A 24,290-nucleotide genomic window follows, 5' to 3' on the forward strand; every position below is an offset into this window, starting at 1 on the left:
CACCAACTCAGACTTGGGGAATCGGTTTATAATATTATGGGCCTATAAAAACTGAGATCATCTTCTCGATATTCGAGGGCCAAATAGCCATACCAACGTACTTGTCTGCGGCTCCATAGTATAGAAGGATTCTGTCTTTTAGCACCACGATTGATTCCAAAAAGACAACATTATTAACATGCCCATAACGCTCCCAAGAATACTCTGGCCACAAAATGGGATTTTCGGTTCGGGCGATTAATTTTCTTGGATTATCTTTTGAGAACACTGCTATTCCTACCCTGTAGACTTTTGAGTTGTCCGCCGAATTATATAGGAGGATTATCTTGTCATCTAAGAGAATTGGTGGGGGGCCAGGTTCGACTAATCTCTCGTCGAACATTCCTTTTCTCGGCCCAAGAACGGGTTCATCTTCAAATTCCCACGTTATCCCGTCCTTTGAATATGCGATCCAAATGTTAGAGTCTCCAAAGTACATTATGTATCTCCCGTTAACCTTCTTGTCCAGTATTGCCCCACTTTTTGTCCATCCTTTGGTTTGAGGAAATTCATCAAAAATTGGCCCATGCTTTTTCCAGCTTACTAAATTTTTTGAAGTGGCTAAACAGAGCCTTGCCCTCCTCCCGTCATATCCAGTGTATGTCATGATGAACTTTTTTCCAATCCTTACAATCCTTGGATCCTCAACTCCCCTCCTCTCCCAGCTGTATTCTGGCTCAAGCACAGGTTCTGGGTGTTTTAAGAAAGTTATGCCATCCTCACTGATTGCAAGCCCTATTCTCCCTGTTACGTTGTCATCTCCTTCAGCCCTATAAAGCATGACGAATTTTCCTCTGTGGTATATTACTCCTGGATTGTAAGTGTTTTTCGAGTCAAAACCTTTTGAGGATGGTAATAAAATTGGAAAAGGAAATTTTCTCATGATATCACCTTAAAGGATGGTGACAGGCAACGAAATGATTGTGAGAAACCTCAATGAGCTTTGGTTCTTTGCTTTTGCATTCGTCAGTGGCAAAGGGGCACCTTGGGTGGAACCTACATCCACTCGGTGGGTTAGCGGCATTTGGGACTTCTCCAGTTATCTCGATTTTCTTTTCCTTTCTCTTTCTGGCTATTGAAGGAACCGCTTGGATGAGAGCCATTGTGTATGGGTGGGCTGGATTTTTCAAGACCTCTTCTGTAGGCCCTATTTCAACTATTTTACCCAAGTACATGACGGCTATTCTATCTGCTATCAGCCTCCCTACTGCGATATCATGGGTTATGAACAATTGGCTTAAATTGTACTCCTTCCTGAAGCTCTCAAGTAGATCAAGAATTGCTGCTCTCATAGATACGTCTATCATTGAAACTGCCTCATCAGCGACGACGAATTCAGGCTTTAATATCATGGCTCTTGCTATGACAACTCTCTGCCTTTGACCTCCGCTCAGGTGATGGGGGTAACGGTCGTAGAATTCCTCTTCCGGAGTCAGCCCTACTCTTCTAAGCATCTTTAAGGCCTGCTCTTTGGCCTCTTCTTTATCTGCCAACCCGTGGATTATTAAGGGATGGGCTATTGCATCCCCTATTTTCATCCTCGGACTCAAACTGGCGTATGGATCTTGGAATATTATCTGCATCCTTCTCCTGTAAGGCCTCAATTCTTCCCTTGAGAGCTTTGTTATGTCAACGCCGTCAAATATTATTCTCCCATCTGTTGGCTCTATGAGTCTTAGTATCGTCCTTCCAGCGGTTGTTTTTCCACATCCACTTTCTCCGATTAGGGCCAGAACCTCACCTCTGTCTATTTCAAAGCTTATCCCATCAACGGCCTTAACGTACCTGATAGGGGCTCTTTTTATTGTCTCTATAATCCCCCTCTTTATCGGAAAGTACTTCTTTAGGTTTTCAACTTTGAGAAGAGGCTCACTCATTCTTAGCACCTCCGTAGAGGTGGCAGGCCACGAAATGACCCTTCTCGTACTCTATCATCGTTGGCTCTTGAGTGTCGCAGATTCCTTTGAGATCACTCCTTTCAGCAAATACATGGCACCTTGGATGGAACCTACATCCAGAAGGCGGATTCCTGAGATCTGGTGGATACCCTGGAATTGCTTTGATTTCCTTTTTGCTCCAAAGATCAGGAACGCTGTTAAGTAGGGCTTGTGTGTATGGGTGAAGGGGATTCTCCACTATCTGCTCTACACTTCCAAATTCAACCAGCTTTCCAGCATACATGACAGCTATCTTATCACTCCTCTCGGCCGCAAGGGAAATATCATGGGTCACGAACAAAATACTTGTCCCTTCGTCTTTAAGTGATTGGATAAGATCCATAATAGAATCTTGAACTATAACATCTAGGGCTGTTGTGGGTTCATCTGCTATTAGGAGCTTGGGGTTAAACGCCATGGCCATTGCAATGCTAACCCTCTGCCTCTGCCCCCCGCTCAGCTGGTGGGGATAGTAGTCAAACCTGTCTGGAGGGATGTTCACCTTTTCAAGCAACTCCTTTGCCCTTCTTTTTGCCTCGTCCTCATCGACCCCATGAACTGTCATAACTTCAACAAGCTGGTCTCCTATTTTTCTCAGTGGATCTAAGCTTGTCATCGGATCCTGAAAGACCATACTTATTTCTTTTCCCCTTATTTGCCTGAGCTCCTCTTCGGGTAGCTTTAGAATATCTTTGCCTTCGAATATTATTTCTCCCCCGATTATCTTCCCTGGGGGTGGGACAAGTCTCATTATGGCGCTGGCAACGGTTGATTTTCCACTTCCACTCTCACCAACGAAAGTTACCCACTCTTTCCTATCTATGGAGAAGGTTACCCCTTCCACAGCCCTAACAACACCTGAAAGTGTGAAGTAATGAATTGAGAGGTTGTTAACTTTTAGGAGCAATCATCTCACCCCCAGGGATATCCTTTCATTAAGGGCTTCTCCGATTAGGGCAAATGCCATGGCTAGGAGCATTATCATCATTCCTGGGAAGAACACCAGCCACCATTTACCATCCAGCAGGAAGGGTTGTCCAACCCTGAGATCGTAGCCCCAGTCAGGGGTTGGGGGAGTAACTGAAAGACCAAGGAAACTTAAGCCTGCCTCCGTTAAGATTGCATCAGCGACACTCAGGGTAAAAACTACCAAGATTGTAGGTCCTAGGTTTGGCAAAATATATTTTAGCATTATCTCCCTATCTTTTGCTCCTATGGCATGTGCGGCTTCAACAAAAAGCTGATTTTTAAGGCTCAGCGTCTGCCCCCTGACCATTCTAAAGTAAGTTGGAACGTAAACGAAGCTTATTGCTATTGCAGTGTTTACTGGGCTCGGCCCCAGAACAACTGCTATGACTATCGCAAGTATTAATGCTGGAAAGGCATATATACTGTCCATTACGATGCTTAGTGCCCTGTCAACTTTTCCTCCATAATAGCCTGAGATTAAGCCGAGGGGAATTCCAATACTCATTGAGATCAATGTTGCCATAAAAACCACGGAAAGGACTATCCTGGAACCCCACACTATTCTTGAGAACATATCTTGACCCAGTCTGTTTGTCCCCATGGGGTGCTTCCAGCTTGGGGGAGCCAGCGTATCCTCTGTGCTCTTGGTTGGGTCGTATGGGGAGATTATTGGAGCGAAAATAGCCATTAAAACAACGATAGCTATTATTGTAAGCCCAAAAAGCAGCATCCCTCTCCCAGGTTTCTTTTCAAAGATGAACTTTGCCAATGGCCTTATTATCTCCACTTCCATCACCTCAGTATTTAACCCTTGGATCGAGGATTGCATAGATTACATCAACTATCAGGCTTATCAGGCCAACGAAGAACGCAAAGAATATTACTGCCCCTTGAATTGCGTTATAGTCTCTGTAGTCTATTCTATCCACAATGAACGTTCCCATTCCAGGCCAGCTGAACGTTGTTTCAGTAAGAACGGCACCTCCTAGGAGTATTGCAAACTGGAGGCCCATAAGCGTCACGACAGGGATAAAAGCATTCTTTAGGGCGTACCAAGTTACCTTTCTAGGGGGAACTCCCCTGGCATGATAAGCTCTTATGAAGTCTTGACTTAGTACATCAACCATATTGTTCCTAACAAGCCTCGTGTATGCTCCACTCAGCACTATTCCCAAGGTTAATGAAGGCAATATTAGATGCCTAACCGCGCTAACCAATGCTGGCCAGTTGCCCGTTAGTATGCTGTCCAGAACGTAAAGGCCAGTAATTGTATCGAGATGAACTCCTGGATCTAATCTGCCCGATGTTGGTAGGAGATGCAACTTGACACCAAATATGTACTGTAGCATCATTCCAAACCAGGGGATGAAGAGGGTGTACGCTATTATGCTGTAGAGTCTCATGCCTGTATCTATTTTGGTACCTTTCTTCGTTGCACCTAGAACACCCGTTAGCAGGCCTAGTAAAACGCTTATCGTAAAGCCCCAAATCGTCAATTCTAACGTCGCTGGGAACCTCTGTTTCAGGTAATCCCATACAGGCTTCCCCATAGGAAAGGCTAGCGTGACACCGAAATCTCCATGAAGTATCTTCCAGAGGTAGTCAAAGTACTGAACGTGATACGGCTTATCAAGGCCGGCCATATGCATTAGGTGCTGGAGTTGCTCCTCTGAGATGCTCTTTGTCCCAACAACGGCAAGTATGGGGTTACCGGGAAGTATTCTCAGGAATATGAACACCACCGTATACAAGATTAGAATCGTTGGGATGATCATTAAAGCCCTAATAAGGATGTATCGCCCTAGCCCCCTGCTCATTTAATCCCCTCCAAATAAAAATTTAGTAAAAGAAGAGAAAATTACTCTTTGTAGAGAGTTGAGTAGCGGAATATCATATCTGGGCCTATTATCACTCCCTTAACGTTCTTCTGGGTAACGAGGTACAGCTTTCCTTGGACTAGTGGAATGTATGGAACATCTTCTGCAAGTATCTTCTGGACCTCCTCGTACAGCTTGGCTCTCTCGTTCTGGTCAGTAAGCCTCTGGGCCTTTGTTAGAAGCTCATCTACCGTTGGGTTGGCATACCCAGTTCCAGCCCAGCTGTTGGCAGTACTCTTTAGGAATGGGGTTGTGTAGTCATCTGGATCGAGGTAATCTGGGTACCATCCGAGCAAATACACCTGCATCTGACCCTTTCTGGCGTAGTCAACATATGTTCCCCACTCAGCACTCTTTATGTCCACCTTTATCATTCCCGTCCTTTCCCACTGCTCCTTCAGAATTTGAGCGAGGTCGGCTTCTGTGTCACCATAGTGGGTTGGTGTATACCAAAGCGTTATCTTAAGAGGATTGCTCTCGCTATATCCAGCTTCGCTCAGTAGTTTCTTGGCGAGCTCTATGTTTGCATCTCCATACTTCTCCTTGAATGCATCGATGTGGCTCCACATTCCGTTTGGCACTAGGCTGTAGAGGGGCTCGACTGTGCCCATGAACACCTTCTCGGCTATCTCCTTCCTATCTATGGCAGCTGCTAGTGCTTGCCTTACCTTCACGTTCTTGGTTGGATCGACCTTAGTGTTAAGGCATATGTACCTTATGAACCCTCCAGGGACTTCTATAACGTTGAAGTTTCCGCTTTCCTTTAGGCTTTGAATGTCGCTGGGTCTCAACGTCCTCCACGCAATGTCTATTTCACCGTTCTGGAGGGCTAGCCTCATTGTTGATGCATCTCTATAGAACTTAATCACTATCCTCTTAACCTTCGGCTTCTCTCCATAGTAGTACGGGTTCGCTTCAAGGACAAGCTCCTCATCCCTAACCCACTTAACTATCCTATAAGGCCCGGCTCCACCGTAAGTGGCGTCACTTTCTATTTTCTCCATGGAGTAATTGGGATGAACGGGGAAGTATGGTGGGGTTGTTAGAAGGGCCAAGAAGTAGCTCGTTGGCTGCTTAAGATAGAAGACAACCGTGTAGTCATCCTTAGCAACTACGTCCTTGACAAAGTCCGTAACTAGCCACGCTGGATCTCCGTTTATTTTCATGACTCTCTTTATGCTCCTCACTACGTCCTTGGCCGTTAGTGGGGTTCCATCTGCGAACTTGACGTCCTTTCTTAGGTAGAAGGTCCAAACCGTTGAATCCTCATTAACCTCCCATTTCTCCGCTATTGCCGGCTCTATCTCTAAAGTTCCGGGCTTGTACTTGACTAGCCCTTCCATTATGTTGTTGAGAACCTCCCATGTGTAGAAATCATAAGCATTTGCCGGATCGAGATCTGTAACCTTATCTGTTACACCAATGACGATCTGTGTAACTTCTTCTTTAGTTTGTGTTGCAGTTTGCTGGCCTCCTATACAGCCGCTAGCAACAACACCAAGAACTAAAAGCAACACGAGTGCAAATATTTGCACTTTTATCTTCATGTAATTTCACCAATATTGAAGTCCGTCCAGCAGTGAATTTAAATTTTTTGGATTTTCTTGTGTGTTAAACTTTCGAAACTCTTCCGAGGGCTCTGGAGTGTATTTTGAAATTTCCTCGAACTAGCCAAAATCCTTATCTAGCAACCTTCCACTCGGATTATGGTGGTGAGGAATGATTAGGGTTAAAGTCATAGGCAGGAATATTGAGAAAGAGATAGAGTGGAAGGAGGGAATGAGAGTTAGGGATATTTTAAGAGAGGTGGGATTTAACACAGAAAGTGCCATTGCAAAGGTAAATGGAAAAGTTGCTTTAGAGGACAGCGAGGTTAAGGATGGAGACTTTGTAGAGGTCATTCCCGTAGTTTCTGGAGGATGATTATTCTTACTTTTTGGCAACCAAAATCTTTATTAACGCTTTTCTCAAGGCTTAAGTGGGCAGAACACTCTTCTAGAGTGTTTTGCCCAAATGTTGGATGGAAGTGTTGGATATGTATGGTGGAAAAGGTGGAAGAAGGTTTGATGGAAACAAAGGAAGAAGATACGAAGCCCCAGTTAAGGTTGGAGAAAGATATAAAGTGAAGATAGAAAGCATGGGAAAAGGTGGAGATGGAATAGCAAGGATAAAGGGCTTCGTTATATTCGTCCCCCACACGCATGTTGGGGATGAGGTTGAGATTGTGATAAATTCAGTAAAGAAGAGGTTTGCCTTCGCTGAAGTTATAGAGTGAAGTTTTTAACTTTCTCTCCTATTATTTTTCATGCTTCATGAAGTGCCAAAAGGGGATATTCTAAAAACTCTGAATTCAATTAATGCAAAAAGGGTTCTCATTCAGTCTCCGGAAGGGTTAAGAAAGGAGGCTGAAGAGTTAGCAGAATTTTTAGAGGAGAATGGCATTGAGGTTATTCTTTATGGAGAAATTAATTATGGGGCATGCGATCCAGCGGATCATGAGGCAAAGGTATTAGGATGCGACGCACTGATACATCTCGGGCATTCTTATATGAAGCTCTCCCTTGAAGTTCCGACAATATTTGTCCCTGCATTTGCTAAGGTGAATGTTGTTGAGGCTTTAGAAAAGAACATAGAAGAAATAAAGAAGCTTGGGAAGAAAATAATAGTCACAACGACGGCACAACACATTCATCAGATTGACAAGGCTGTAGCCTTCCTTAAGGAGAACGGATTTGAGCCAGTAATAGGAAAAGGCGACTCAAGGGTTTCTTGGCCTGGACAGGTTTTAGGATGTAACTTCTCTGCCGCAAAGGTAGAAGGAGATGGAATACTCTTCATAGGTTCCGGTACGTTCCATCCACTCGGCCTAGCCCTTGCAACTAGGAAGAAAGTTTTAGCTGTTAACCCTTACAGTGGGGACTATATATGGGTTGATGAAATCGCTGATAGGTTCATCAGAAAGAGGTGGGCCCAAATAGCCAAGGCTATAGAGGCTGAATACTTTGGAGTAATTGTTAGCATCAAAAAGGGCCAGCTGAGAATTGCTGAGGCTAAAAGGGTGGCTAGGTTGTTGAGAGAACATGGGAAGAAGGTTAAAATATTGGCAATGAACGAAATCAACTACACAAAACTTGAAGGCTTTGGCTTTGATGCCTATGTCGTCGTTGCATGTCCAAGGGTTCCAATAGATGACTACGAGAGCTGGAGAAAACCCGTGCTGACACCAAAAGAAGTCGAGTTACTTCTAGGTCTCAAAGAGGAGTATGAATTCGACGAAATATTAGGCGGAAGGAGGGAGAAAGATGAACCTCTCGGCATATCCCTTCATAAAGCCCGCTGACTTTATAGTCTTGTTAATAAGCTTCTTGTCCTACTACTACTTTCTCAAAACCGGATTTGAGGTGTTCACATATAAAATGCCAGGAAAACTATACCTACTAGCGGTATCTGCCATAGCCATGATTACCACGCTGTTCTTTAACATAGCGATTGCATTTGGGGTAGTTGTTGTTGCAGTGATGATGAGGGGGATAAACATCAAAGATTCCATAATAGTTGCCCTCACGGCTGAATTTGGCTTCTTCATTGCGTTCATTGCCCTGTACTTTATATTTACAACACTTGGAACCATGTTTGGCATTGAAGGGCTGGAGTTAAACTTGGACTGGGACGAGCTGCTGCATTTCGCTTCCATGCCTAAAGGTTAGAGTCCAGTAGGGCTATCTATGAATATTGTCTCCACACCAAACTTCTCCCTAAGTACTGGCATTAAAGCTTTAACCCCGAGGGTTTCCGTGGCATAATGGCCAGCTACTATCACGCTTACTCTTAGATCCTCAGCAGTCCTATAGTCGGCATGAGTGAACTCGCCCGTAATGAGAAGATCTGCCTTTTTGCCTGCCTCTTCTATTGCAAATCCTCCCGCACCGCTCATAACTGCTACCCTTTTGATTTCCTGAAGTCCAAATTCGTAGCTTTTAACGTAATCCACGGGAAGCTTCTCAGCGAGCACCTGGGCTATCATCGGAAGGGGTTTAGGTTCTTCAAACTCCCCTATGAAGCTTATCTTGACCCCCTTATACTCCCCAAAAGGCTCTTTTGGCTCTAAACCAAGAAGTTTCAAAAGTTGGGCATTATTTCCGACTTCTGGATGGGCGTCCAAGGGTATGTGGGCGACATACAGATTGAGCTCAGCTTTAAGTAATTCCCTCACCCTCCTAGCAAAAAGGCCGGTAACGTAGTTAACGCCTCCCCAGATAATACCGTGATGAACAACTAGCATATCTGCCCCAAAGGCTTTTGCCTTCGTTATGGTATCTAGGCAGGCATCAACTGCGAAGGCTATCTTTTTAACCTCCTCCTTTCCTTCTACCTGAAGGCCGTTGCTTGACTTGTCTGGATATGATGATATATTCAAAAACTCATCTAAGAAGGAAACAACCTCTTCCCTGCTGACCATGGTCTTCCCCCCAAAATCATTTAAATATAGTTTCACACATTCAGAGGGTGACCTTAATGAGGGAGTTATTTCCAGGACTAAAAAAATTTAAGGCATATTTAAATACTGCAGGTCTTGGTTTAATGCCTGTGACGGTTCTAAAGAGAGTTAATGAGTTCCTTTTAGACGTGGTAAACTATAGAGAGGGAGTAAACGCTGTAGAAGAGCTAGATCAAATGGTTTTAGAACCCGTTCTTGAGGAAGCGGCCAAACTTATGAAGACCAAGGTAGCTAACATTACCCTAAGCCTCCAGACAACCGAGGGTCTTAAGAGAGCACTTTCAGCGCTAAAGCCTAGGAAAGGCATGAAGATAGTTTCTTTTGACTTAGAGTTTCCAACTATCTCGGCAATAGTAGAGAGTTACTCGAAGATTCATGGCCTTGATGTTGAGGTCGTCGAAAATAACAACGGTCTTTACAACATTGCCGACATTGAGAAGAGAATAGACGATAACACTTTTGCTGTAATATTTAGTGATGTTCAGTGGATAAGTGGTCAAAAAATGCCAACAAAGGAAATAGCCGAAATATCCCATGAGCATGGTGCATGGGTGATAGTAGATGCAGTTCAATCTCTTGGAGCTCTTCAAGTTTATCCTGAGAAATTAGAAGTGGATGTCCTTGTCGCCGGTGGAGAGAAATGGCTGATGAATCCAAATATCGGGAGTGGAATCATGTATGTGTCTGACAGGTTCATAGAGGAAAGCTTTCCAGTTCTCGGCCTTTTAAATACAGAGCCTCCAATTCCATGGTCAGATTGGTGGGGAGATAAAGATAAAGACCTTTGGAACATCCTTCCAGTTAGAAAGGATGCAAGAAAGCTTGACGCTGGGACACCAAACTACTTGAGTGCCGTGGCCCTTTGGGCATCCCTTGAGTTAATAAACAGCGTGGGAATAGAGGAAATAGAGAGACACAACCTCAAGCTTGCCAGGGAAATTAAGGATACTGCTCAGGAACTAGGTTTCTGGACATTAGGCGATTCTCAAATAGTCCTCTTGGTAGGTAATGTCCCCTATGAGGATATGAAGAGAGTTGTCTCACAGCTGAAGGATAGAGGCGTAGTAGTATCACTCAGGGGCGCAAAGGGAATTTATGGAATTAGAGTCTCTCCCCACATTTACAACACCAAGGAAGATATTGAGTTGCTATTTGAAGAAATGAAGACTCTTAACATTAAAACCGAGACCGGGAAGGCTGTTTTCTGATTGATGTTTTGCATGATCTTTAAATACTTTCGTTGCATTTTCTAACTTAAGTGTCAAAATGCCCAGGTTTTACAAGCCCTCAGAAGTCGCAGAACTCCTCAATTACAACAAGGTCACCATAATCCGCTGGATTCACGCAAGAAAATCAACGCAATCAAAATAGGCAGAGACTTCAGAATCCCCGAAGAGAAAGTCCAAAAGCTACCAAATCGTGGACGAGGTTAAGGAAATCACCTCGGGGCTAAACGAGAACCGAAAAGGTCTCAAAAAACTCATAAACTTAGCCAAGAACAACGAATATGACGTCCTTCTCATAACGTACCCCGACAGGCTCACTAGATTTGAGTTTAAATACTTGGAAGAACTCTTCTCAGCCTACAACGTGCGGATTGAAACAGTCTTCGCCAAAGACAAGACCCCACGAAAAGAACTCGTTGAAGACTTAATCGGAATAATAACAAGTTTCGCAGGGAAACTCTACGGAATACGTTCCCACAGGAATAAGAAGTTCGTTCAGGGCTTCAAAAAACTCCTCACGGAGGTTGAAAACGAGTGAAACTGACCAGAATCACCCTTGAGAGCCCCCTCACGGTGAAGAAGTCCAATACCATAAAAGAAGTTTATGAGGAATACTTTCAAATACTCGCTTTCCTCACCGACTACGCCTAACTGAACTGTTCTTCTTTTTTTAAGTGTTCGTGAGTTTTTAGTGAGTTTACTCCCCACCAGCCAACGACAAAGGCCGAGGAAGGTTCTCACGTATTTTGTTTTTGAAAGGGAATTTAATGGGGCTAAAATAACCGAAAGGTTCCTCAGCGTGGATTACAATGCAGACAACGTCTCCTTCGGCACAGGCAACCTTCTAATCCAAGTCAGAACGGACTTGGAGAAAATGACAAGGTTCTACTCTGATGTTAGAAAGGCTGTTCAGGAAAAACACTTGGTCGGCTGGAAGAGGAAACTCCTGTCAAAGAGGGGACTTGCAGAGGAAGCTGGCAAGAAGGCTGGTTGAGGTCGCTGAGGAGTTGGAGGCCACGATTGTGCTTGAGAGTGTCCCGAAGAACTTTAACCAGAAAATAACGGTCAAGAGGCGGAAGAGTGAGAAGAGGTTGAGGAATACTCTTCATAACATCAGGTCTGGGGCTGTTTCCGTTCAGCCTGAAGGCTGATGAAGTATTGGGGGAGGAACCAGTGGTTCCAATAAACTTAACACTTGAGGTCAACCTCCTGCACCACAAGAATTCGTTAGTAATGGTTAATCAGCGTTTGCAACAAAAGTAGGTGCAGAGGAAACAGTGGAACTAAAGGTGTTACACTCTGCTTATGGATCATTAAAGAGGAGAGAGAAAGTGGAAGCTCGGGAAGTAGCCCCATACTTAAACTTACAGCGTGTTGGGAGCTTGGAATCATTTATATTTGCATACACGAGAGAGCTTTTCTAAAGCAAAAGAAGGCTAAGTGATTAATATTTACTCCGGCAATAAGGGCCTCTAATCTCATGCGAAATGTTTATATTCAAAAAGTCTCATAATAAGGTAATAATATTTACCCAATGGTGAGAAAAAATGAACAAAATGGAAGTTCTAGCAAGACTCTTACAACTTGGAGAAGCATTTACGATTCAAGAAGCACTTGACCACCTTAAAATTGACAGAAACCTACTGAAGTATTACCTCAAAGTTCTCTCTGAAGCAGGCTTCATAAAAAGGATTGGTAAGGGTATCTACGCCCCAACACCGAACCCAGATGAACCACCTTCAGTCCATGAATTCGTTCTTGCTTCCCTCCTCGTAAAGCCAAGTGCCATAGCCTATTGGAGTGCTTTAAATTATTATGGCCTAACAGAGCAGATTCCTAACATAACCTTTGTCCAAACACCAAGAAAGAGGGGTTATGAAAAAATCGTTGAATTTAACAACAGGAAGTTCAAAATAGTGACAGTAAAGCCCAGCAAGTTCTTTGGTTTGAATACAGTAAAGATTGGAAGAAGAGAAGTTAACATCACAGACCCAGAGAAGACCATAGTGGATTGTCTCGACAAGCCCAGATATTGCAGCGGGATAATTGAGGTTGTGAAGGCATTAAAGAATGCGAGCTTTAACCAGAAAAAGCTTTTAGAGTACGCTCAAAGAATGGGAAACAAAGCAATTCTAAAAAGACTAGGATATATCAGTGAACGACTGGGTTTAGGGCTGGAGGAAAAAATCCAACTTTCAAACAAAGATAGGAGAAGCTTTTCACTCCTTGATCCAACAATGCCCGCCAGGGGAAAGTTTGACTACAAATGGGGACTTTTGATAAACGTTCCTGAAGACTACTGGGAGGAATTGGAATGGTAATCGATGAAATTAAAAGGAAAAGCTTTGAGTTAGGCTTGCCAATTTCAACAATTGAAAAAGATTATGTAATCAGCTGGCTCCTTTACGGAATCTGGAGGAGCGGACTCTGGAAGGACTTGGAGTTCAAAGGTGGAACGTGTCTGAAGAAAGCTTATTTTAGTGATTATCGCTTTTCTGAGGATCTAGATTACACTTTAACTGGGAAAGTTAGTGAGGACAAGCTTAGGGATAGACTTGAAAGGATGTTAGAGTTCGCAAGCGCTGGTCCAGTGGAGTTTTTAGGATTAGAATTTGAGCCCCGCTATGGAGTCAGGAACTTTGAGGGGGAACTGCTGGGGTTTGAAGCGAAGATCCCGTTCAGACTTGTCAGAAAAACAGGGACTCCCTCAAAAATAAAGATGGATATCACACTGGAAAAGTATGAGAGAATCATGCTTCCGTTGCAGGAGAAGAAGTTACTTCATGAATATTCTGATGCGGACAAATTTTTACTGGTGAGGCTGAAATCTTACAGTTTGGAAGAAATTTTACCGAGAAAGTCCGCTCGCTTTTCCAGAGGACAAGACCAAGGGACCTATATGATGTGTGGAGATTGAAGGACATTATCGAATTGAAGACTGTTATTAGCATTCTTCCCGAAAAGTTCAGACTTAAAAATGTTCAGCTTAATATGAAAACCTTTAAGGAACGTAAGACTTATTACGAGAAGGCTTGGGGGAGAAGCTTAGCTCCTCAAATAAATCCGCTCCCAGAGTTTGAAAAAGTTTGGAATGATGTTCTGAAATTCTTAGAAGAACTCAAGGAGAGTGTTAAATTATGAGAATTAAAGCCGTTGTTTATTCCCGTGTGAGTACTGAAGAGCAAAATCCAAAGGCTCAACTTGAAGTGATCCCACAATACCCTCAGGAGAGGGGTTGTGAGGTTGTCATCCTCCGACTTTGATGCTTATGTCATATACCAGCTTTGTTTGCTCCATCCACACTACTCCCATACATTTTTGCATTGCTTACTATAGGAAAAACTTATAAATCGACTTCTTAATTCCGAAATAGCGAGGTGAGATTAAATGGCGATATGGCAGGGAAGATCACTCAAAAAGCCTTCAGGTGGAAGAATTGTCCTCGCGAGGAAGAAGAGGAAGAGGGAGCTAGGTAGAGAGCCCGCAAACACTAGGGTTGCTGAGAGTGACAACAGGAAAATTATCAGGACTTATGGAGGAAATAGAAAGGTAAGGCTCACCGCTGCAGCATATGCAAATGTCTTTGATAAGAATGGGAAGGGTAGGAAGGTCAGGATAATTAGGGTTATAGAGAACCCTGCCAACAGGCAGTTTGCAAGAAGAAACATAATCACAAAGGGTGCAATAATAGAAACAGAAATAGGGAAAGCCAGGGTCACATCAAGGCCAGGTCAAGATGGAGTTGTAAATGCTGTTCTTATCGAGGAGAAGCCTTCCGAGTGATTCTCCTTTCTACTAAAACATTTATTATGTTCTTTGGCTACATTTCTCTATGCTCAGATTACCTAAAGAGACCTTAAATAGGATTCTTGATAAGGCCAAAAACTCACCAATAGAAATTTGTGGTTTCTTACTAGGAAAGGGAGATGAAGTTTATGAAGCAGTTTTTGTTTCTAACAGGCTAAATTCCCCTATTGAGTTTGAAATGGATCCAGAAGAAATGCTAAAGGCGCTAGAATACGCAGAAAAGAAAAATCTTGAGATAGTTGGGATTTTTCATTCCCACGTTTATTGTCCTCCCTTCCCAAGTGGCAAAGATCTAAAGGGTATGAAGCTTTGGCCAGTTGTTTGGGTTATAGTAACTTCAAGTGGAGAAGTTAAAGCCTGGCAAATGGGGAAGGATGGGAAGATAGTTGAAGTGGAGGTAGTGATTAGTGAACGCTAGTTCATAGCATTTCATGCTCATTAAATACTAATTCAACTCGGAACTGCTAAGGTTTTTACAGAGAATCGGCAACCTAATACTGCAATGTGCCTGATAGCTGGTGGACTTTCACTCTCATCAAAAGATATAGCCAAGATAATCGAAACTGGTAAACATAGGGGCCCAGATTCATTTGGTGTTTGGAGTGATGGTTTTGTTCTAAAATCCAGCAACTTTGGGGACGTTGATGAAGTTAAGGGTGGAGAGCATGTCCTTATTCAGTGCAGACTTGCAATAACGGGGTCGAAAAGTTATACACAACCTTTTTACAATGACATTGTTTTGGTCCATAACGGAGAGATATACAACCATGAATTCCTGCGAGAGTATTTGGTGGAAAGGGGAGTAAGCTTTGAGACAGATGTTGATAGTGAAGTTATCCTGAGGTTATTGGAGTACTATCTCTATGAGAAGAGGTTATCTCCCTGGGAGGCTGTTAAAAAAATTATGCTGATGCTTAATGGTGATTATGCCGTTGCATTCCTATATAACGGAAAGCTCTATCTTTTCAGGGATCCAATTGGGATAAGGCCGATATACTATTCCCAAAGTGGTCGCTTTGCTTCAGAAAAAAAGGTACTTTGGGCTATAGGGGATGATGCGCATCCAGTAAATCCTGGAGAGCTTGTTGAGATCAGCAGGAGTGGTATAGTAAAGAGAAGGCTCCTTAGACTTACAAGTATAAAGTCTTTGGGAAGCTCATATAAAGATGGCCTGAAGAATCTTCTCGAAAATTCAGTAAATTTAAGAAAGAGAGGCAAAATCGGGGTTTTATTCTCGGGTGGTTTGGACAGCTCCCTCATAGCCTTGATAGCATCGAGATTTTCTAAAGTTGTGCTCTATTCGGCTGGAGCCGAGGGTAGTAGAGATATAGAATGGGCAAGAAAGGTATCTGAAGAACTCGGACTAGAGCTTAGAGAGTTCATATTCACCCTGGATGACGTTAAAACGGCTATTCCCGAGGTCATGTTTGCAATAGAAGAGCCAAATCCTATGAATTTGGCTATAGGTATCCCCCTGTACTTTGCAACCAAACTAGCTAGGGAAGATGGCATGAGGGTCTTGTTAAGTGGTCAGGGAGCAGATGAGCTCTTCGGGGGGTATGCAAAATACCTCAATAACCCAACTCTCATGATTAAAGACTTTGAAGAGCTTGCCGAGAGGAACCTGGCTAGAGATGATAAGGTTTCAATGCTAAATGGAGTTGAAGTTAGATACCCATACCTTGACCAAGCATTTGCAGTTCTTGCCCTAAATGCGCCCATAAATGAGAAGATTAAAGATGGGAAGAGAAAAGTAATACTTAGAAAAATCGCGATTGAGATGGGTCTTCCTGAATTTGTTGCTAACAGGGAGAAGAAGGCTATGCAGTATGGAAGTAATTCTCAAAAATTCTTAGAGAAAATAGCTAAGTCTGAAGGGGTTAAGCTTAGGGAACTTGCTGCCCTGAAATTTAGAGAGGTCTTTGGGCGGATGAGGAGAGGGACTGGTGCTGAAAGGTGACGAAACCTCTCAGAGCCGACGCCTGTTTTGATTAATTAAGCAACAACACTATTAATTAATTATTTAATTGTTCAATAATCTAATCAGATAAATTTTTATATACCAATATCCATAGATAAGTACAGAAAATTATACTACAAAAATCTGTACTCGGTGGTAAGATGGAGGATCTTAGGAGACAACTTGAAGAGCTCAAGAAAAGACTGGAAGTTTTGGAGGAAAGCATAGATCCCGTTGACGAGGTAATGTTATCCATAAAGGCCAGGCTCAAGAGGAAACTTGAGACTCTCCCAGATATAGATGAAGAAAAAGCTGCAAAAATGTTGAAAGCTCTTGCAAATCCCGACAGAATAAAAATACTCAAGATGCTCTCTGAAAAGCCGATGAGCTTTAAGGAGATAAAAGAGGCTTTAGGAGTTGAAAGTCCGACGGTTTCTCATCACTTAAAGCTCCTTCTCAGGACTAAAATGGTCAGGAAGGTGGAGAAGTATGAGATAACTTCGGATGGAAGTTTATTTTTGAGGCTTCTCGCGATAATATCTGCTCTCGAAGAAGAGGAAGGTGAGGAAAATGTTTGAAGAAGAAGGTTTGAGATTTAGGATAAGAGAATATCTCAAGGGGATAGCAGCCCTACTCTTAGTAATTTGGTTGTTTAGAGGATGGATAGGCCTAGAAAAATACAACTACTACATGGTCTGGGGAATAGTTATACTGATAATACTCGTGGAGCTCCTGGGGGTAGGGAGGTGGTTTGGTGTTACATTAGGGGGAATAGTGTTCTCGCTGGCAAAGGCTGCATTCCTAATAGCAGTGTTCTTGTACGTTGGAAAGTGGCTTGGAGTTCCCGAAAACTTTCCAATTACACCAAAAATGGCTTTTGGATACTTCATAGTCCTCTCAATAGCAGCTCTATTCGTGTCCAGCTTCAGCACTCCAAAAATTACGAAAAAGGAAGATCTAATTCCAAAAATAGAGAGGAAAGCCTATGAATTCCATGAGGTATCCATTGAGGATATAAGACTCTTCGGGGAGGGGAAAGCATATCCTCTGAAATTCGGAAGGAAAAAAGTTGGATGGGCATTGGAAGGGGATGTGAACATTGAAGTGAAAACCCCACTCGGAAGAATAAGAAGGAGACTATTTGCCCCAGTGGTTGTGTGGGCTCCGATAGAGATTAAGGGAAAGAAAGCTTCCCCGAATGAGAACTTTATCCTGACAACTGAATCTCTTTTGATGTCAAAATCATTTACGAAGAAGGAAGAAGTTCTAGACTTTGGAATATTTAAGTTGTATGAGGGAAATGGCATATCCTATGTGAAGATGCCCTTCCTGGAGGTTATTGAAACTCCAACTGGAGAGGAAGTGAAAATAGGGCCAATAAAGATCAGAGAGGGCAGTCCAATAAAGCCGAGTAAAGATATGATAACCATAAAGGAGCTACGGAATGGATTCCAGCTTACAAAAGTTGGAGACAACATAACGATAATCACGGATGAGTATAAGATAGACATCAGCAATGACAGAATATTATACAAAAGCGGTAATGAGAAGCTCAGTCTCTCAGAAGATTACGTATCTGTTAGCTCTGGAAACATCTCAGTTTCTGTTGGGAGGGGAGTTGCCAAGCTTAGGATTGAAGATGCTATAATCTCTGCTAGGGATGGCATTGTCAAGATAAGGGTGGGAGGAAAGACGTACACGATAAGCGACAAAGAGGCATATAAGCTTGTTATTAAGAAAGCGAAGTCAATAGTTGAGGAAGAGAGTGCTGAGGTCATAGAAGGCCTTGGAATAGACAGGAACAGAATAAAGAGAAGGATCAGGGAGCTTCTCGATGAGCTGATGCAGTACATATCATGAGGGTGGGTGGTTTAAAATGGAAGTGTTTGAAAGTATCAGGAAAATCGTTGTGAACTTTGTAAACGGAGATGTGGATGTTAAGAAAAGTGAAGATAGCAATGTCCACATCAGCTACACCACTGTTGGAGAGACAAAAGTGGTCATAAAAAGAAGGGGGGATGTGCTGGAGGTCATTGAAAAGCCGAGGAAAAGAAAGATACTCGGAATAATAACTGGTCCTGTGGAAAAATCTTGGGTTGAGATGGAGATTAAGGTTCCTGAGGGTGTCTCATTCGAGATAAGAGGGGTTACTGGAAATGTGAAAATTCAAGACGCTGAATGTGAGGAAGTCGTGATCGTAAATGGGACAGTGAAATTACAAGGGACTATTTTAGGGAGAATATCTATGGTAAATGGGGACATAGAGGGAAGCGTGATTGTAGGAGAGAATTCAAGAATTGCAACAGTCAATGGCAACATTAGCTTAACACTAGAGGATGTTGAGGGCGATGGAGAGATCTCCACGATTAACGGTGATATATCGCTTTACATCTCAGAATTCTGTGATGTTATGGTGGTAACTGAAGGTGTTTCACACTGGAAGAGCAGTGTTAATTACCTAGAGGATTTTGAAGGTTCCCATATACTAAAGCTCTCCAGCCTGAATGGAGGCGTTACTGTTGAGAGGATATAATTTTTTACATTTTTATTTAATTCTTCAATTAAATAATTAGAGATTAAATCAGGGGGTGGTAGAGATGGGACTTGGAAGGGACTTCTGGCTCTTTATTGCTGGAAGGTTTGTATCTCAGCTTGGATGGGCCGTTCAAGAAGTTGCTCTCCCCCTATATGTTCTAGATAAAACTGGAAAGGCTGGAATAATGACGCTCTTCGTGCTGGCGGATCTTATACCTACGCTAATCACAATGCCGATAGCCGGTGTGGTGGGGGACAGGTACAATAGGAAGTACTTAATGGTCGGCTTTGATATTGCTAGAGGAATTTTATTGTTTGGAGTGTTGGCTTTTAACTTTCTCGGAATATATGAACTGCTGATAGTCCAGGTGCTGATGGCCATCATGGGAGCATTTTTCTCAGCGGGTACAGGAGCTATGTTTCCAGACTTGGTTGATAAGGATCAGCTTGAGAGGGCCAACTCTATCGCAATGTCTTCAATGATAATAGCTAGAATAGTGGGGCCAGCATTGGGTGGCTTCATATATGCGTTTGGCGGAATAAGACTCGCAATATTGGTAAATGCCGTGAGCTTCTTTGGATCTGGCCTCTTTGAGATCCTCATAAGGTATGAATGGGAAACCAGGAAAATTGAAAGCCTATCTGAGGTCTTTAAAGATATGAAAGAGGGAATATTGTTTATTCGAACAAACAGGCTAATCCTTGTCCTCGTAACTTTTGCCATAGTACTGAATACTTTAGGTAGGCCTTTTGGAGCGGTGATATATCCCTATGCTATGAGGGTAATTCTCAAGTTTTCAAGTGAGCAATTTGGAGTTGTAGAGAGCTCGTTTATGATTGGAGCATTAATTGGGAATGTTATAGCTGGCATTCTCGGAAGAAAGGCTGGAAAGTTGCTTTTTAGGGTCTTCCTATTAGACGGTATAGCAATGCTACTCTTTATCTGGGCGATCTCTCCGTATTCACCCCTCTCCAAAGAGGCCACATTTTACTTCTTGCTAGGCCTCGCCGTTGCTTGGGGAAGCTTTGAGGGTCTAATAAATGTCCCAATATCAGCTAAGTTGCAGAGAATTGTCCCTTCCGAGGTAAGGAGCAGGGTCTTCTCAAGTATGGGTGTTCTTGTCAACTTGAGCACTCCATTGGGACTCGTTGTTGTAGGTCCCTTGCTTGACAAAATCAGCGCTTGGAAGGTTTCTCTTGGAATATGGGGACTAATGGGAATTACAATACTGTACTATTATATTTTCCATAGGAAGGTGATAATCGAGGAAAGATAATGACTTTTCGATTATTATCGAAACGAAAAGATTTTTATACTCCCGACTCTACATACTTATGCATTAGGGTGAGGTGATGCACATGCACGACCTCGTTGAGTTTGCCGTGAACAGGGCACTGGATCTTGGGGCAGAGTACGCTGAGGCAAGGTTCGAAGAAAAGCATGGAACATCACTTGCAATGAAGAACGGAAATCCGGAGGGCCTCTCAATAATAGCTGATAAGGGGATAGGAATTAGAGTTCTCGTTAATGGGGGCATGGGGTTTGCATCGACAAACGTTCTTACAAAGGAGAGTGTTGCCAAGGCAGTAGAAAGGGCTGTAAAATTAGCAAAAGCTGCATCAAAGCTCAGAAAAGAGCCCATAAAATTCAGTGAAGAGGACTTCCATGAGGTCTACTATGAAGTGAAAATGAGAAAAGATATCCGGGACGTCTCTCCAGAAGAAAAGCTTGAGCTACTTAAGAGAATCGAGGACGAGGTAACCTCAACAGACGTCAAGGTCCCAATGAGGTATTTAGGGTATACAGACTACGTATGGCACAAGATATTTATGAACAACGAAGGAGCGCTTGTTGAGAGCGTTATACCGAGGGTTTCGGTAGTGTATAACTTGGTGGTGTTTGAAAACGGGCAAATGGAGCAAGCTCCCTTTGTTCAGAGGGCCTTTTCTGGAGGTTTTGAGCTGATAGAGAAAGATGAACCTTGGGAAAGAGCAAAGAAGGAAGTTATGACCCTTAAAAAAATAATCGTTGAAGGTAGAAAGCCACCTGAGGGAAAAGTTGACCTAGTTCTCGCCCCGGAGGTCGTTGGAATAGCAGTCCACGAGAGCGTTGGTCATCCATATGAACTCGACAGGATAATGGGGAGAGAAGCGGCCCAAGCAGGAGAGAGCTTTGTTAAGCCGGAAATGTTGGGGGAGAGAATTGGTAGCGATGCTGTTACTGTAATAGAGGATCCAACGATCCCAAACAGCTGGGGCTTTTATCTCTATGATGACGAGGGCGTTAAGGCAAGGCCTAGATACCTTATCAGGAATGGAATAATCACTGAGTTTCTTATGAACAGGGAATATGCCGCAAAGCTTGGCTTGAAATCAAATGCCGCGGCTAGGGCAGTCAACTATAACAGGGAGCCTATTGTTAGGATGGCAAACACCTACCTAGCTCCTGGAGATTATTCATTTGAAGAACTAATCGAGGACGTGAAGCTTGGGGTTTACATGGTGTCATTTAACGAGTGGAACATTGATGATAGGAGATACCAGCAGAGGTACATTGGAAGAGAGGCTTACTTAATTGAGAATGGTGAGATAAAGCATCCCGTAAAAAGACCCATTCTCGAAATAACGACCAAAGGACTCTGGAGTAGCGTTGATGCCGTTGGAAAGAATGTTGAGTTCTTCCCTGGAACCTGTGGAAAAGGAGAGCCAGGACAAGGGGTTCCCGTTTGGATGGGTGGGGCACCTGCGAGGCTTAGGGACATTCCTCTAAGAAGGCCGTGAGGTGGTGCTCATGTTTGATATTAATGAAGCAATTTTGAGGAAGGCCAAAGAGTTGGGCTTTGGAGACGTTGTAGTTCTGAGCCATGAGATAAACAGGAGACAGATAAGGTTTGCAAACAATGAAGTCACTGTCGCAAAGCACTGGCATGAGAGGAAAGTTGAATTATTTGTTGAAATGGGAAAGAGAGTAGCGGGGACAACTATAACAGAACTGAGTGAAGAGAACATTGAGAGAACTCTGAAGACGTTGAAGGCAAATCTTGAAAAAATGAAGCCAAAGGAGGATTATTATGGAATAGCAGAAGGCCCATTTAAATACGAGGACATTCCAGATACTTTTGATAAAAAGATAATAGAGCTCGATGATCCCAGCGAGTACGTGGAGAGGGCAATAAACGCGGCTCTTGAGGAAGGTGCAAAGAGAGTTGCTGGTGTTTTATATACTGATCATGGAAGGATATACCTAACAACGAGCAACGGTGTTGAAGCTTTTGATGAGGGGACTGGAATAGAGATAAGCGTCCGTGCATTTGTAGGGGATCTAGAGAGTGGTCATGGAACAAATTCTGTTAGGGTGTTGAAGAAGTTCGATCCTGAAAGTGCTGGAAGAAAAGCAGGTGAAATAGCAAGGCTAGCTAGGAATCCAGAACAGGGGCCTGAAGGTAGATTTGACGTAATATTTGACCCACTAGCATTTGCAAACTTACTGAGCTACATGGGGTGGGCATTTTCAGCCTTTGCTGTTGAAGCAGGTTTCAGCTATTTTGCAAACAAGCTTGGTCAAAAAGTTGCCAGCGACATTGTAACGATTAAGGACGTGGGGAACCTGCCGAATGGATACGCAACAAGGAAGTTCGACGATGAAGGTGTTCCCACAAGGGAAACCACTGTAATAGAAAACGGAATCTTGAAAACATATCTTTTCAACACCAGTCTAGCCAAAAAGTATGGAAAAGAAACGACGGCAAATGCTGGTCTGATAGCTCCTAGGGCATGGAACATAGTTCTAGAACCTGGGAACTATACCAAAGAGGAGCTCTTCCAGGAAGTTGATACCGGGATATACATAACTAACGTTTGGTATACTAGGTTCCAGAACTATATGACTGGAGACTTCTCGACGATTCCTAGAGATGGTATTTTCCTGATTGAGAAAGGAGAGCTAAAACCAATAAGGAACATTCGTGTCAGCGATAACATGCTGAGAATACTGCAGAACATTCAAGCCCTCACAAAAGATTCCTATCACATCCATTGGTGGGAAGTCTCGAGACCAGTTACCACTCCCTATGTGCTGGTTAAGGATGTAGGAATAACAAGGGCTACAAAGTAAGGTTTTAATCTTTAATTTAATTTTTATTCATGCGAGGCAAGATTTTTGTGATTATAACTCTTCTTCTCATGGCTGCTTTGATGGTATACAATGCTTCCTCCAGGGAAAAACGAATAGTGCTTGAAATAACCTTCAAAGCTGAAGGAGTTGAGTACATGGGATATGAGCTTATCAACAACACGCTGGTGTTTAAGTTTAAGAGAGAGGACGATCTTATACTTCCAGTTATCAAGAAAATGAGGGTGAAAACTGATGAAAGATTTGACATTAATGAGATAAGGGGCGTGGAAGTTGTTATAATTCACGGAAATAATACAACGATTAGGAAGGCAAAGCTGGTGGTGATAGAGGATGGAGATGCGATCTATGAGGTTGAAGAACACTGAATTATTTAAATACTCAATACATCCAAAATGTTAGGGTGGTCTAATGGACATTGAAAAGCTTATCGAAGCTGGGAAGATAGCCAAAAAAGTGCGAGAAGAAGCAATTAAGATGGCCAAACCCGGTGTCTCTCTCTTAGAGATTGCAGAAAAAGTTGAGAGCATGATAAATGAGCTCGGCGGAAAACCGGCTTTTCCAGTAAATCTTTCCTTAAATGAGATTGCAGCCCACTACACGCCTTATAAGGGGGACGAAACAACCCTAAAAGAGGGAGACTATCTGAAGATAGACATTGGGGTTCACATAGACGGCTATATAGCTGATACTGCCGTAACAGTTAAGGTTGGAAGTGATATGGATGAGCTCATGGAAGCAGCTAAAGAAGCTCTTAATGCTGCAATAAGCGTTGCAAAAGCGGGTGTTGAAATAAAAGAACTTGGGAGAGCTATAGAAAACGAAATTAGAAAAAGAGGTTTCAATCCAATAGTCAACCTAACTGGGCACAAGATAGAGAGGTATAAGCTTCATGCTGGAATCAGTATCCCCAACATCTACAGGCCTCATGATAACTATGTTCTCAAGGAGGGGGATGTTTTTGCAATAGAGCCTTTTGCAACGACTGGAGCTGGCCAAGTCATAGAAGTTCCCCCAACTCTCATATACATGTACGTTAGGGATGCTCCCGTCAGGATGGCTCAAGCAAGATTCTTACTTGCAAAGATAAAAAGAGAGTACAGAACCCTTCCCTTTGCATATAGATGGCTCCAGGGTGAGATGCCTGAGGGACAATTAAAACTTGCACTAAGAAGCCTAGAAAAATCTGGAGCCCTTTACGGATATCCAGTTCTGAAGGAAATTAGAAATGGAATTGTAACTCAGTTTGAGCACACTATAATAGTGGAGAAGGACTCGGTTATTGTAACTACTGAATAGTTACTCTTTCT

At 43.0% G+C, this 24,290-nt stretch carries 26 protein-coding genes and 2 pseudogenes; 21 read left to right on the forward strand and 7 right to left on the reverse strand.

Annotation, left to right across the window (positions count from 1 at the left end):
• Nucleotides 1-34: 34 nt before the first annotated feature.
• Genes PY04_RS05290 through PY04_RS05315 form a run of 6 tightly spaced genes read right to left on the reverse strand, consistent with a single transcriptional unit; the run spans nt 35 to nt 6,369 of the window.
• Nucleotides 35-922, reverse strand: a complete 888-nt coding sequence (locus PY04_RS05290) for a glycoside hydrolase family 130 protein (RefSeq protein WP_014734118.1) — start codon at nt 920-922, stop codon at nt 35-37.
• Between the two features lie 4 nt (nt 923-926).
• Nucleotides 927-1,916, reverse strand: coding sequence for an ABC transporter ATP-binding protein (locus PY04_RS05295; protein ID WP_014734119.1), 990 nt, complete (start codon nt 1,914-1,916; stop codon nt 927-929).
• On the reverse strand, nt 1,909-2,883 hold the full coding sequence (locus PY04_RS05300; protein WP_048056025.1) for an ABC transporter ATP-binding protein: 975 nt from the start codon (nt 2,881-2,883) through the stop codon (nt 1,909-1,911). The genes PY04_RS05295 and PY04_RS05300 overlap by 8 nt, the downstream gene beginning before the upstream one ends.
• Complete coding sequence (locus PY04_RS05305; protein ID WP_048056026.1) at nt 2,884-3,738, reverse strand: ABC transporter permease; 855 nt, start codon at nt 3,736-3,738, stop codon at nt 2,884-2,886.
• A 4-nt stretch (nt 3,739-3,742) separates the two neighbouring features.
• Nucleotides 3,743-4,762 (reverse strand): ABC transporter permease, encoded by a 1,020-nt coding sequence (locus tag PY04_RS05310; RefSeq protein ID WP_014734122.1) that lies wholly within the window; start codon nt 4,760-4,762, stop codon nt 3,743-3,745.
• Between the two features lie 41 nt (nt 4,763-4,803).
• Nucleotides 4,804-6,369, reverse strand: coding sequence for an ABC transporter substrate-binding protein (locus tag PY04_RS05315; RefSeq protein ID WP_014734123.1), 1,566 nt, complete (start codon nt 6,367-6,369; stop codon nt 4,804-4,806).
• 172 nt (nt 6,370-6,541) lie between these two features.
• On the opposite strand from PY04_RS05315, the gene PY04_RS05320 reads away from it, so the two are divergent.
• The 4 genes from PY04_RS05320 (at nt 6,542) to PY04_RS05335 (ending at nt 8,529) form a co-directional block, all read left to right on the forward strand.
• Complete coding sequence (locus PY04_RS05320; protein WP_014734124.1) at nt 6,542-6,745, forward strand: MoaD/ThiS family protein; 204 nt, start codon at nt 6,542-6,544, stop codon at nt 6,743-6,745.
• 97 nt (nt 6,746-6,842) lie between these two features.
• The gene (locus PY04_RS05325; RefSeq protein ID WP_148266015.1) at nt 6,843-7,097 is read left to right on the forward strand and encodes a TRAM domain-containing protein; all 255 of its coding nucleotides are present in this window, start codon (nt 6,843-6,845) and stop codon (nt 7,095-7,097) included.
• 30 nt (nt 7,098-7,127) lie between these two features.
• Nucleotides 7,128-8,162, forward strand: coding sequence for a diphthamide biosynthesis enzyme Dph2 (gene dph2 / locus PY04_RS05330; RefSeq protein ID WP_014734126.1), 1,035 nt, complete (start codon nt 7,128-7,130; stop codon nt 8,160-8,162).
• Nucleotides 8,125-8,529, forward strand: coding sequence for a hypothetical protein (locus PY04_RS05335; RefSeq protein ID WP_014734127.1), 405 nt, complete (start codon nt 8,125-8,127; stop codon nt 8,527-8,529). The genes dph2 and PY04_RS05335 overlap by 38 nt, the downstream gene beginning before the upstream one ends.
• Here PY04_RS05335 and PY04_RS05340 read toward each other — a convergent pair.
• Entirely contained in the window at nt 8,526-9,281 is a 756-nt protein-coding gene (locus PY04_RS05340) for a Nif3-like dinuclear metal center hexameric protein (RefSeq protein ID WP_014734128.1), read from the reverse strand. The genes PY04_RS05335 and PY04_RS05340 overlap by 4 nt on opposite strands.
• A gap of 56 nt (nt 9,282-9,337) precedes the next feature.
• Between PY04_RS05340 and PY04_RS05345 the strand changes: the two genes are divergently transcribed.
• The 17 genes and pseudogenes from PY04_RS05345 (at nt 9,338) to map (ending at nt 24,279) form a co-directional block, all read left to right on the forward strand.
• A complete protein-coding gene (locus PY04_RS05345; RefSeq protein ID WP_014734129.1) occupies nt 9,338-10,528 on the forward strand; it encodes an aminotransferase class V-fold PLP-dependent enzyme in 1,191 nt (396 codons plus the stop codon).
• A gap of 58 nt (nt 10,529-10,586) precedes the next feature.
• Nucleotides 10,587-11,084, forward strand: a pseudogene (locus tag PY04_RS05350) (IS607 family transposase).
• 153 nt (nt 11,085-11,237) lie between these two features.
• On the forward strand, nt 11,238-11,540 hold the full coding sequence (locus PY04_RS09670; protein WP_048056027.1) for a hypothetical protein: 303 nt from the start codon (nt 11,238-11,240) through the stop codon (nt 11,538-11,540).
• Nucleotides 11,509-11,697, forward strand: a complete 189-nt coding sequence (locus PY04_RS05360) for a hypothetical protein (RefSeq protein ID WP_048056028.1) — start codon at nt 11,509-11,511, stop codon at nt 11,695-11,697. The genes PY04_RS09670 and PY04_RS05360 overlap by 32 nt, the downstream gene beginning before the upstream one ends.
• Before the next feature lie 396 nt (nt 11,698-12,093).
• The gene (locus PY04_RS05365; RefSeq protein ID WP_014734130.1) at nt 12,094-12,867 is read left to right on the forward strand and encodes a type IV toxin-antitoxin system AbiEi family antitoxin; all 774 of its coding nucleotides are present in this window, start codon (nt 12,094-12,096) and stop codon (nt 12,865-12,867) included.
• Nucleotides 12,861-13,687, forward strand: a pseudogene (locus PY04_RS05370) (nucleotidyl transferase AbiEii/AbiGii toxin family protein). The gene PY04_RS05365 and the pseudogene PY04_RS05370 overlap by 7 nt, the downstream one beginning before the upstream one ends.
• Nucleotides 13,688-13,933: 246 nt before the next feature.
• Entirely contained in the window at nt 13,934-14,329 is a 396-nt protein-coding gene (locus tag PY04_RS05380) for a 30S ribosomal protein S8e (protein ID WP_014734131.1), read from the forward strand.
• 49 nt (nt 14,330-14,378) lie between these two features.
• Nucleotides 14,379-14,771 carry a Mov34/MPN/PAD-1 family protein gene (locus tag PY04_RS05385; RefSeq protein WP_014734132.1) on the forward strand — a complete coding sequence of 131 codons (393 nt, stop codon included), beginning with the start codon at nt 14,379-14,381 and terminating at the stop codon, nt 14,769-14,771.
• A gap of 84 nt (nt 14,772-14,855) precedes the next feature.
• Nucleotides 14,856-16,313 (forward strand): asparagine synthase (glutamine-hydrolyzing), encoded by a 1,458-nt coding sequence (gene asnB, locus PY04_RS05390; RefSeq protein WP_014734133.1) that lies wholly within the window; start codon nt 14,856-14,858, stop codon nt 16,311-16,313.
• Between the two features lie 161 nt (nt 16,314-16,474).
• A complete protein-coding gene (locus PY04_RS05395) occupies nt 16,475-16,891 on the forward strand; it encodes a helix-turn-helix transcriptional regulator (protein ID WP_014734134.1) in 417 nt (138 codons plus the stop codon).
• Nucleotides 16,884-18,173 carry a hypothetical protein gene (locus PY04_RS05400; protein ID WP_014734135.1) on the forward strand — a complete coding sequence of 430 codons (1,290 nt, stop codon included), beginning with the start codon at nt 16,884-16,886 and terminating at the stop codon, nt 18,171-18,173. Before PY04_RS05395 ends, PY04_RS05400 begins: the two co-directional genes overlap by 8 nt.
• Nucleotides 18,174-18,189: 16 nt before the next feature.
• Nucleotides 18,190-18,846: a DUF4097 family beta strand repeat-containing protein gene (locus tag PY04_RS05405; protein ID WP_014734136.1), complete on the forward strand. Its 657-nt coding sequence runs from the start codon at nt 18,190-18,192 to the stop codon at nt 18,844-18,846.
• Nucleotides 18,847-18,910: 64 nt separating this feature from the next.
• Nucleotides 18,911-20,125: an MFS transporter gene (locus tag PY04_RS05410; protein ID WP_014734137.1), complete on the forward strand. Its 1,215-nt coding sequence runs from the start codon at nt 18,911-18,913 to the stop codon at nt 20,123-20,125.
• An 82-nt stretch (nt 20,126-20,207) separates the two neighbouring features.
• The gene (locus PY04_RS05415; RefSeq protein WP_014734138.1) at nt 20,208-21,629 is read left to right on the forward strand and encodes a TldD/PmbA family protein; all 1,422 of its coding nucleotides are present in this window, start codon (nt 20,208-20,210) and stop codon (nt 21,627-21,629) included.
• 10 nt (nt 21,630-21,639) lie between these two features.
• Entirely contained in the window at nt 21,640-22,962 is a 1,323-nt protein-coding gene (locus PY04_RS05420) for a TldD/PmbA family protein (protein WP_014734139.1), read from the forward strand.
• Nucleotides 22,963-22,991: 29 nt separating this feature from the next.
• Nucleotides 22,992-23,348 (forward strand): hypothetical protein, encoded by a 357-nt coding sequence (locus tag PY04_RS05425; protein ID WP_148266018.1) that lies wholly within the window; start codon nt 22,992-22,994, stop codon nt 23,346-23,348.
• Between the two features lie 43 nt (nt 23,349-23,391).
• Nucleotides 23,392-24,279: a type II methionyl aminopeptidase gene (gene map, locus PY04_RS05430; protein WP_014734141.1), complete on the forward strand. Its 888-nt coding sequence runs from the start codon at nt 23,392-23,394 to the stop codon at nt 24,277-24,279.
• The last annotated feature ends 11 nt before the right edge of the window (nt 24,280-24,290 follow it).

This window comes from Pyrococcus sp. ST04 (genome assembly GCF_000263735.1).
In the GTDB taxonomy this organism is placed as follows: Archaea; Methanobacteriota_B; Thermococci; order Thermococcales; family Thermococcaceae; genus Pyrococcus.

What these genes read in the sequence shown, in the direction of transcription:
- PY04_RS05320 (WP_014734124.1), top strand. Translation starts at nt 6,542, where the DNA reads ATGATTAGGGTTAAAGTCATAGGCAGGAATATTGAGAAAGAGATAGAG.
- PY04_RS05425 (WP_148266018.1), top strand. Translation starts at nt 22,992, where the DNA reads ATGCGAGGCAAGATTTTTGTGATTATAACTCTTCTTCTCATGGCTGCT.
- PY04_RS05410 (WP_014734137.1), top strand. Translation starts at nt 18,911, where the DNA reads ATGGGACTTGGAAGGGACTTCTGGCTCTTTATTGCTGGAAGGTTTGTA.
- PY04_RS05290 (WP_014734118.1), bottom strand. Translation starts at nt 922, where the DNA reads ATGAGAAAATTTCCTTTTCCAATTTTATTACCATCCTCAAAAGGTTTT.
- PY04_RS05395 (WP_014734134.1), top strand. Translation starts at nt 16,475, where the DNA reads ATGGAGGATCTTAGGAGACAACTTGAAGAGCTCAAGAAAAGACTGGAA.
- dph2 (WP_014734126.1), top strand. Translation starts at nt 7,128, where the DNA reads ATGCTTCATGAAGTGCCAAAAGGGGATATTCTAAAAACTCTGAATTCA.
- PY04_RS05420 (WP_014734139.1), top strand. Translation starts at nt 21,640, where the DNA reads ATGTTTGATATTAATGAAGCAATTTTGAGGAAGGCCAAAGAGTTGGGC.
- PY04_RS05385 (WP_014734132.1), top strand. Translation starts at nt 14,379, where the DNA reads ATGCTCAGATTACCTAAAGAGACCTTAAATAGGATTCTTGATAAGGCC.
- asnB (WP_014734133.1), top strand. Translation starts at nt 14,856, where the DNA reads ATGTGCCTGATAGCTGGTGGACTTTCACTCTCATCAAAAGATATAGCC.
- PY04_RS05405 (WP_014734136.1), top strand. Translation starts at nt 18,190, where the DNA reads ATGGAAGTGTTTGAAAGTATCAGGAAAATCGTTGTGAACTTTGTAAAC.
- PY04_RS05325 (WP_148266015.1), top strand. Translation starts at nt 6,843, where the DNA reads ATGGAAGTGTTGGATATGTATGGTGGAAAAGGTGGAAGAAGGTTTGAT.
- PY04_RS05295 (WP_014734119.1), bottom strand. Translation starts at nt 1,916, where the DNA reads ATGAGTGAGCCTCTTCTCAAAGTTGAAAACCTAAAGAAGTACTTTCCG.
- PY04_RS05365 (WP_014734130.1), top strand. Translation starts at nt 12,094, where the DNA reads ATGAACAAAATGGAAGTTCTAGCAAGACTCTTACAACTTGGAGAAGCA.
- map (WP_014734141.1), top strand. Translation starts at nt 23,392, where the DNA reads ATGGACATTGAAAAGCTTATCGAAGCTGGGAAGATAGCCAAAAAAGTG.
- PY04_RS05380 (WP_014734131.1), top strand. Translation starts at nt 13,934, where the DNA reads ATGGCGATATGGCAGGGAAGATCACTCAAAAAGCCTTCAGGTGGAAGA.
- PY04_RS05315 (WP_014734123.1), bottom strand. Translation starts at nt 6,369, where the DNA reads ATGAAGATAAAAGTGCAAATATTTGCACTCGTGTTGCTTTTAGTTCTT.
- PY04_RS05305 (WP_048056026.1), bottom strand. Translation starts at nt 3,738, where the DNA reads ATGGAAGTGGAGATAATAAGGCCATTGGCAAAGTTCATCTTTGAAAAG.
- PY04_RS05345 (WP_014734129.1), top strand. Translation starts at nt 9,338, where the DNA reads ATGAGGGAGTTATTTCCAGGACTAAAAAAATTTAAGGCATATTTAAAT.
- PY04_RS05335 (WP_014734127.1), top strand. Translation starts at nt 8,125, where the DNA reads ATGAACCTCTCGGCATATCCCTTCATAAAGCCCGCTGACTTTATAGTC.
- PY04_RS05400 (WP_014734135.1), top strand. Translation starts at nt 16,884, where the DNA reads ATGTTTGAAGAAGAAGGTTTGAGATTTAGGATAAGAGAATATCTCAAG.
- PY04_RS05415 (WP_014734138.1), top strand. Translation starts at nt 20,208, where the DNA reads ATGCACGACCTCGTTGAGTTTGCCGTGAACAGGGCACTGGATCTTGGG.
- PY04_RS05310 (WP_014734122.1), bottom strand. Translation starts at nt 4,762, where the DNA reads ATGAGCAGGGGGCTAGGGCGATACATCCTTATTAGGGCTTTAATGATC.
- PY04_RS05340 (WP_014734128.1), bottom strand. Translation starts at nt 9,281, where the DNA reads ATGGTCAGCAGGGAAGAGGTTGTTTCCTTCTTAGATGAGTTTTTGAAT.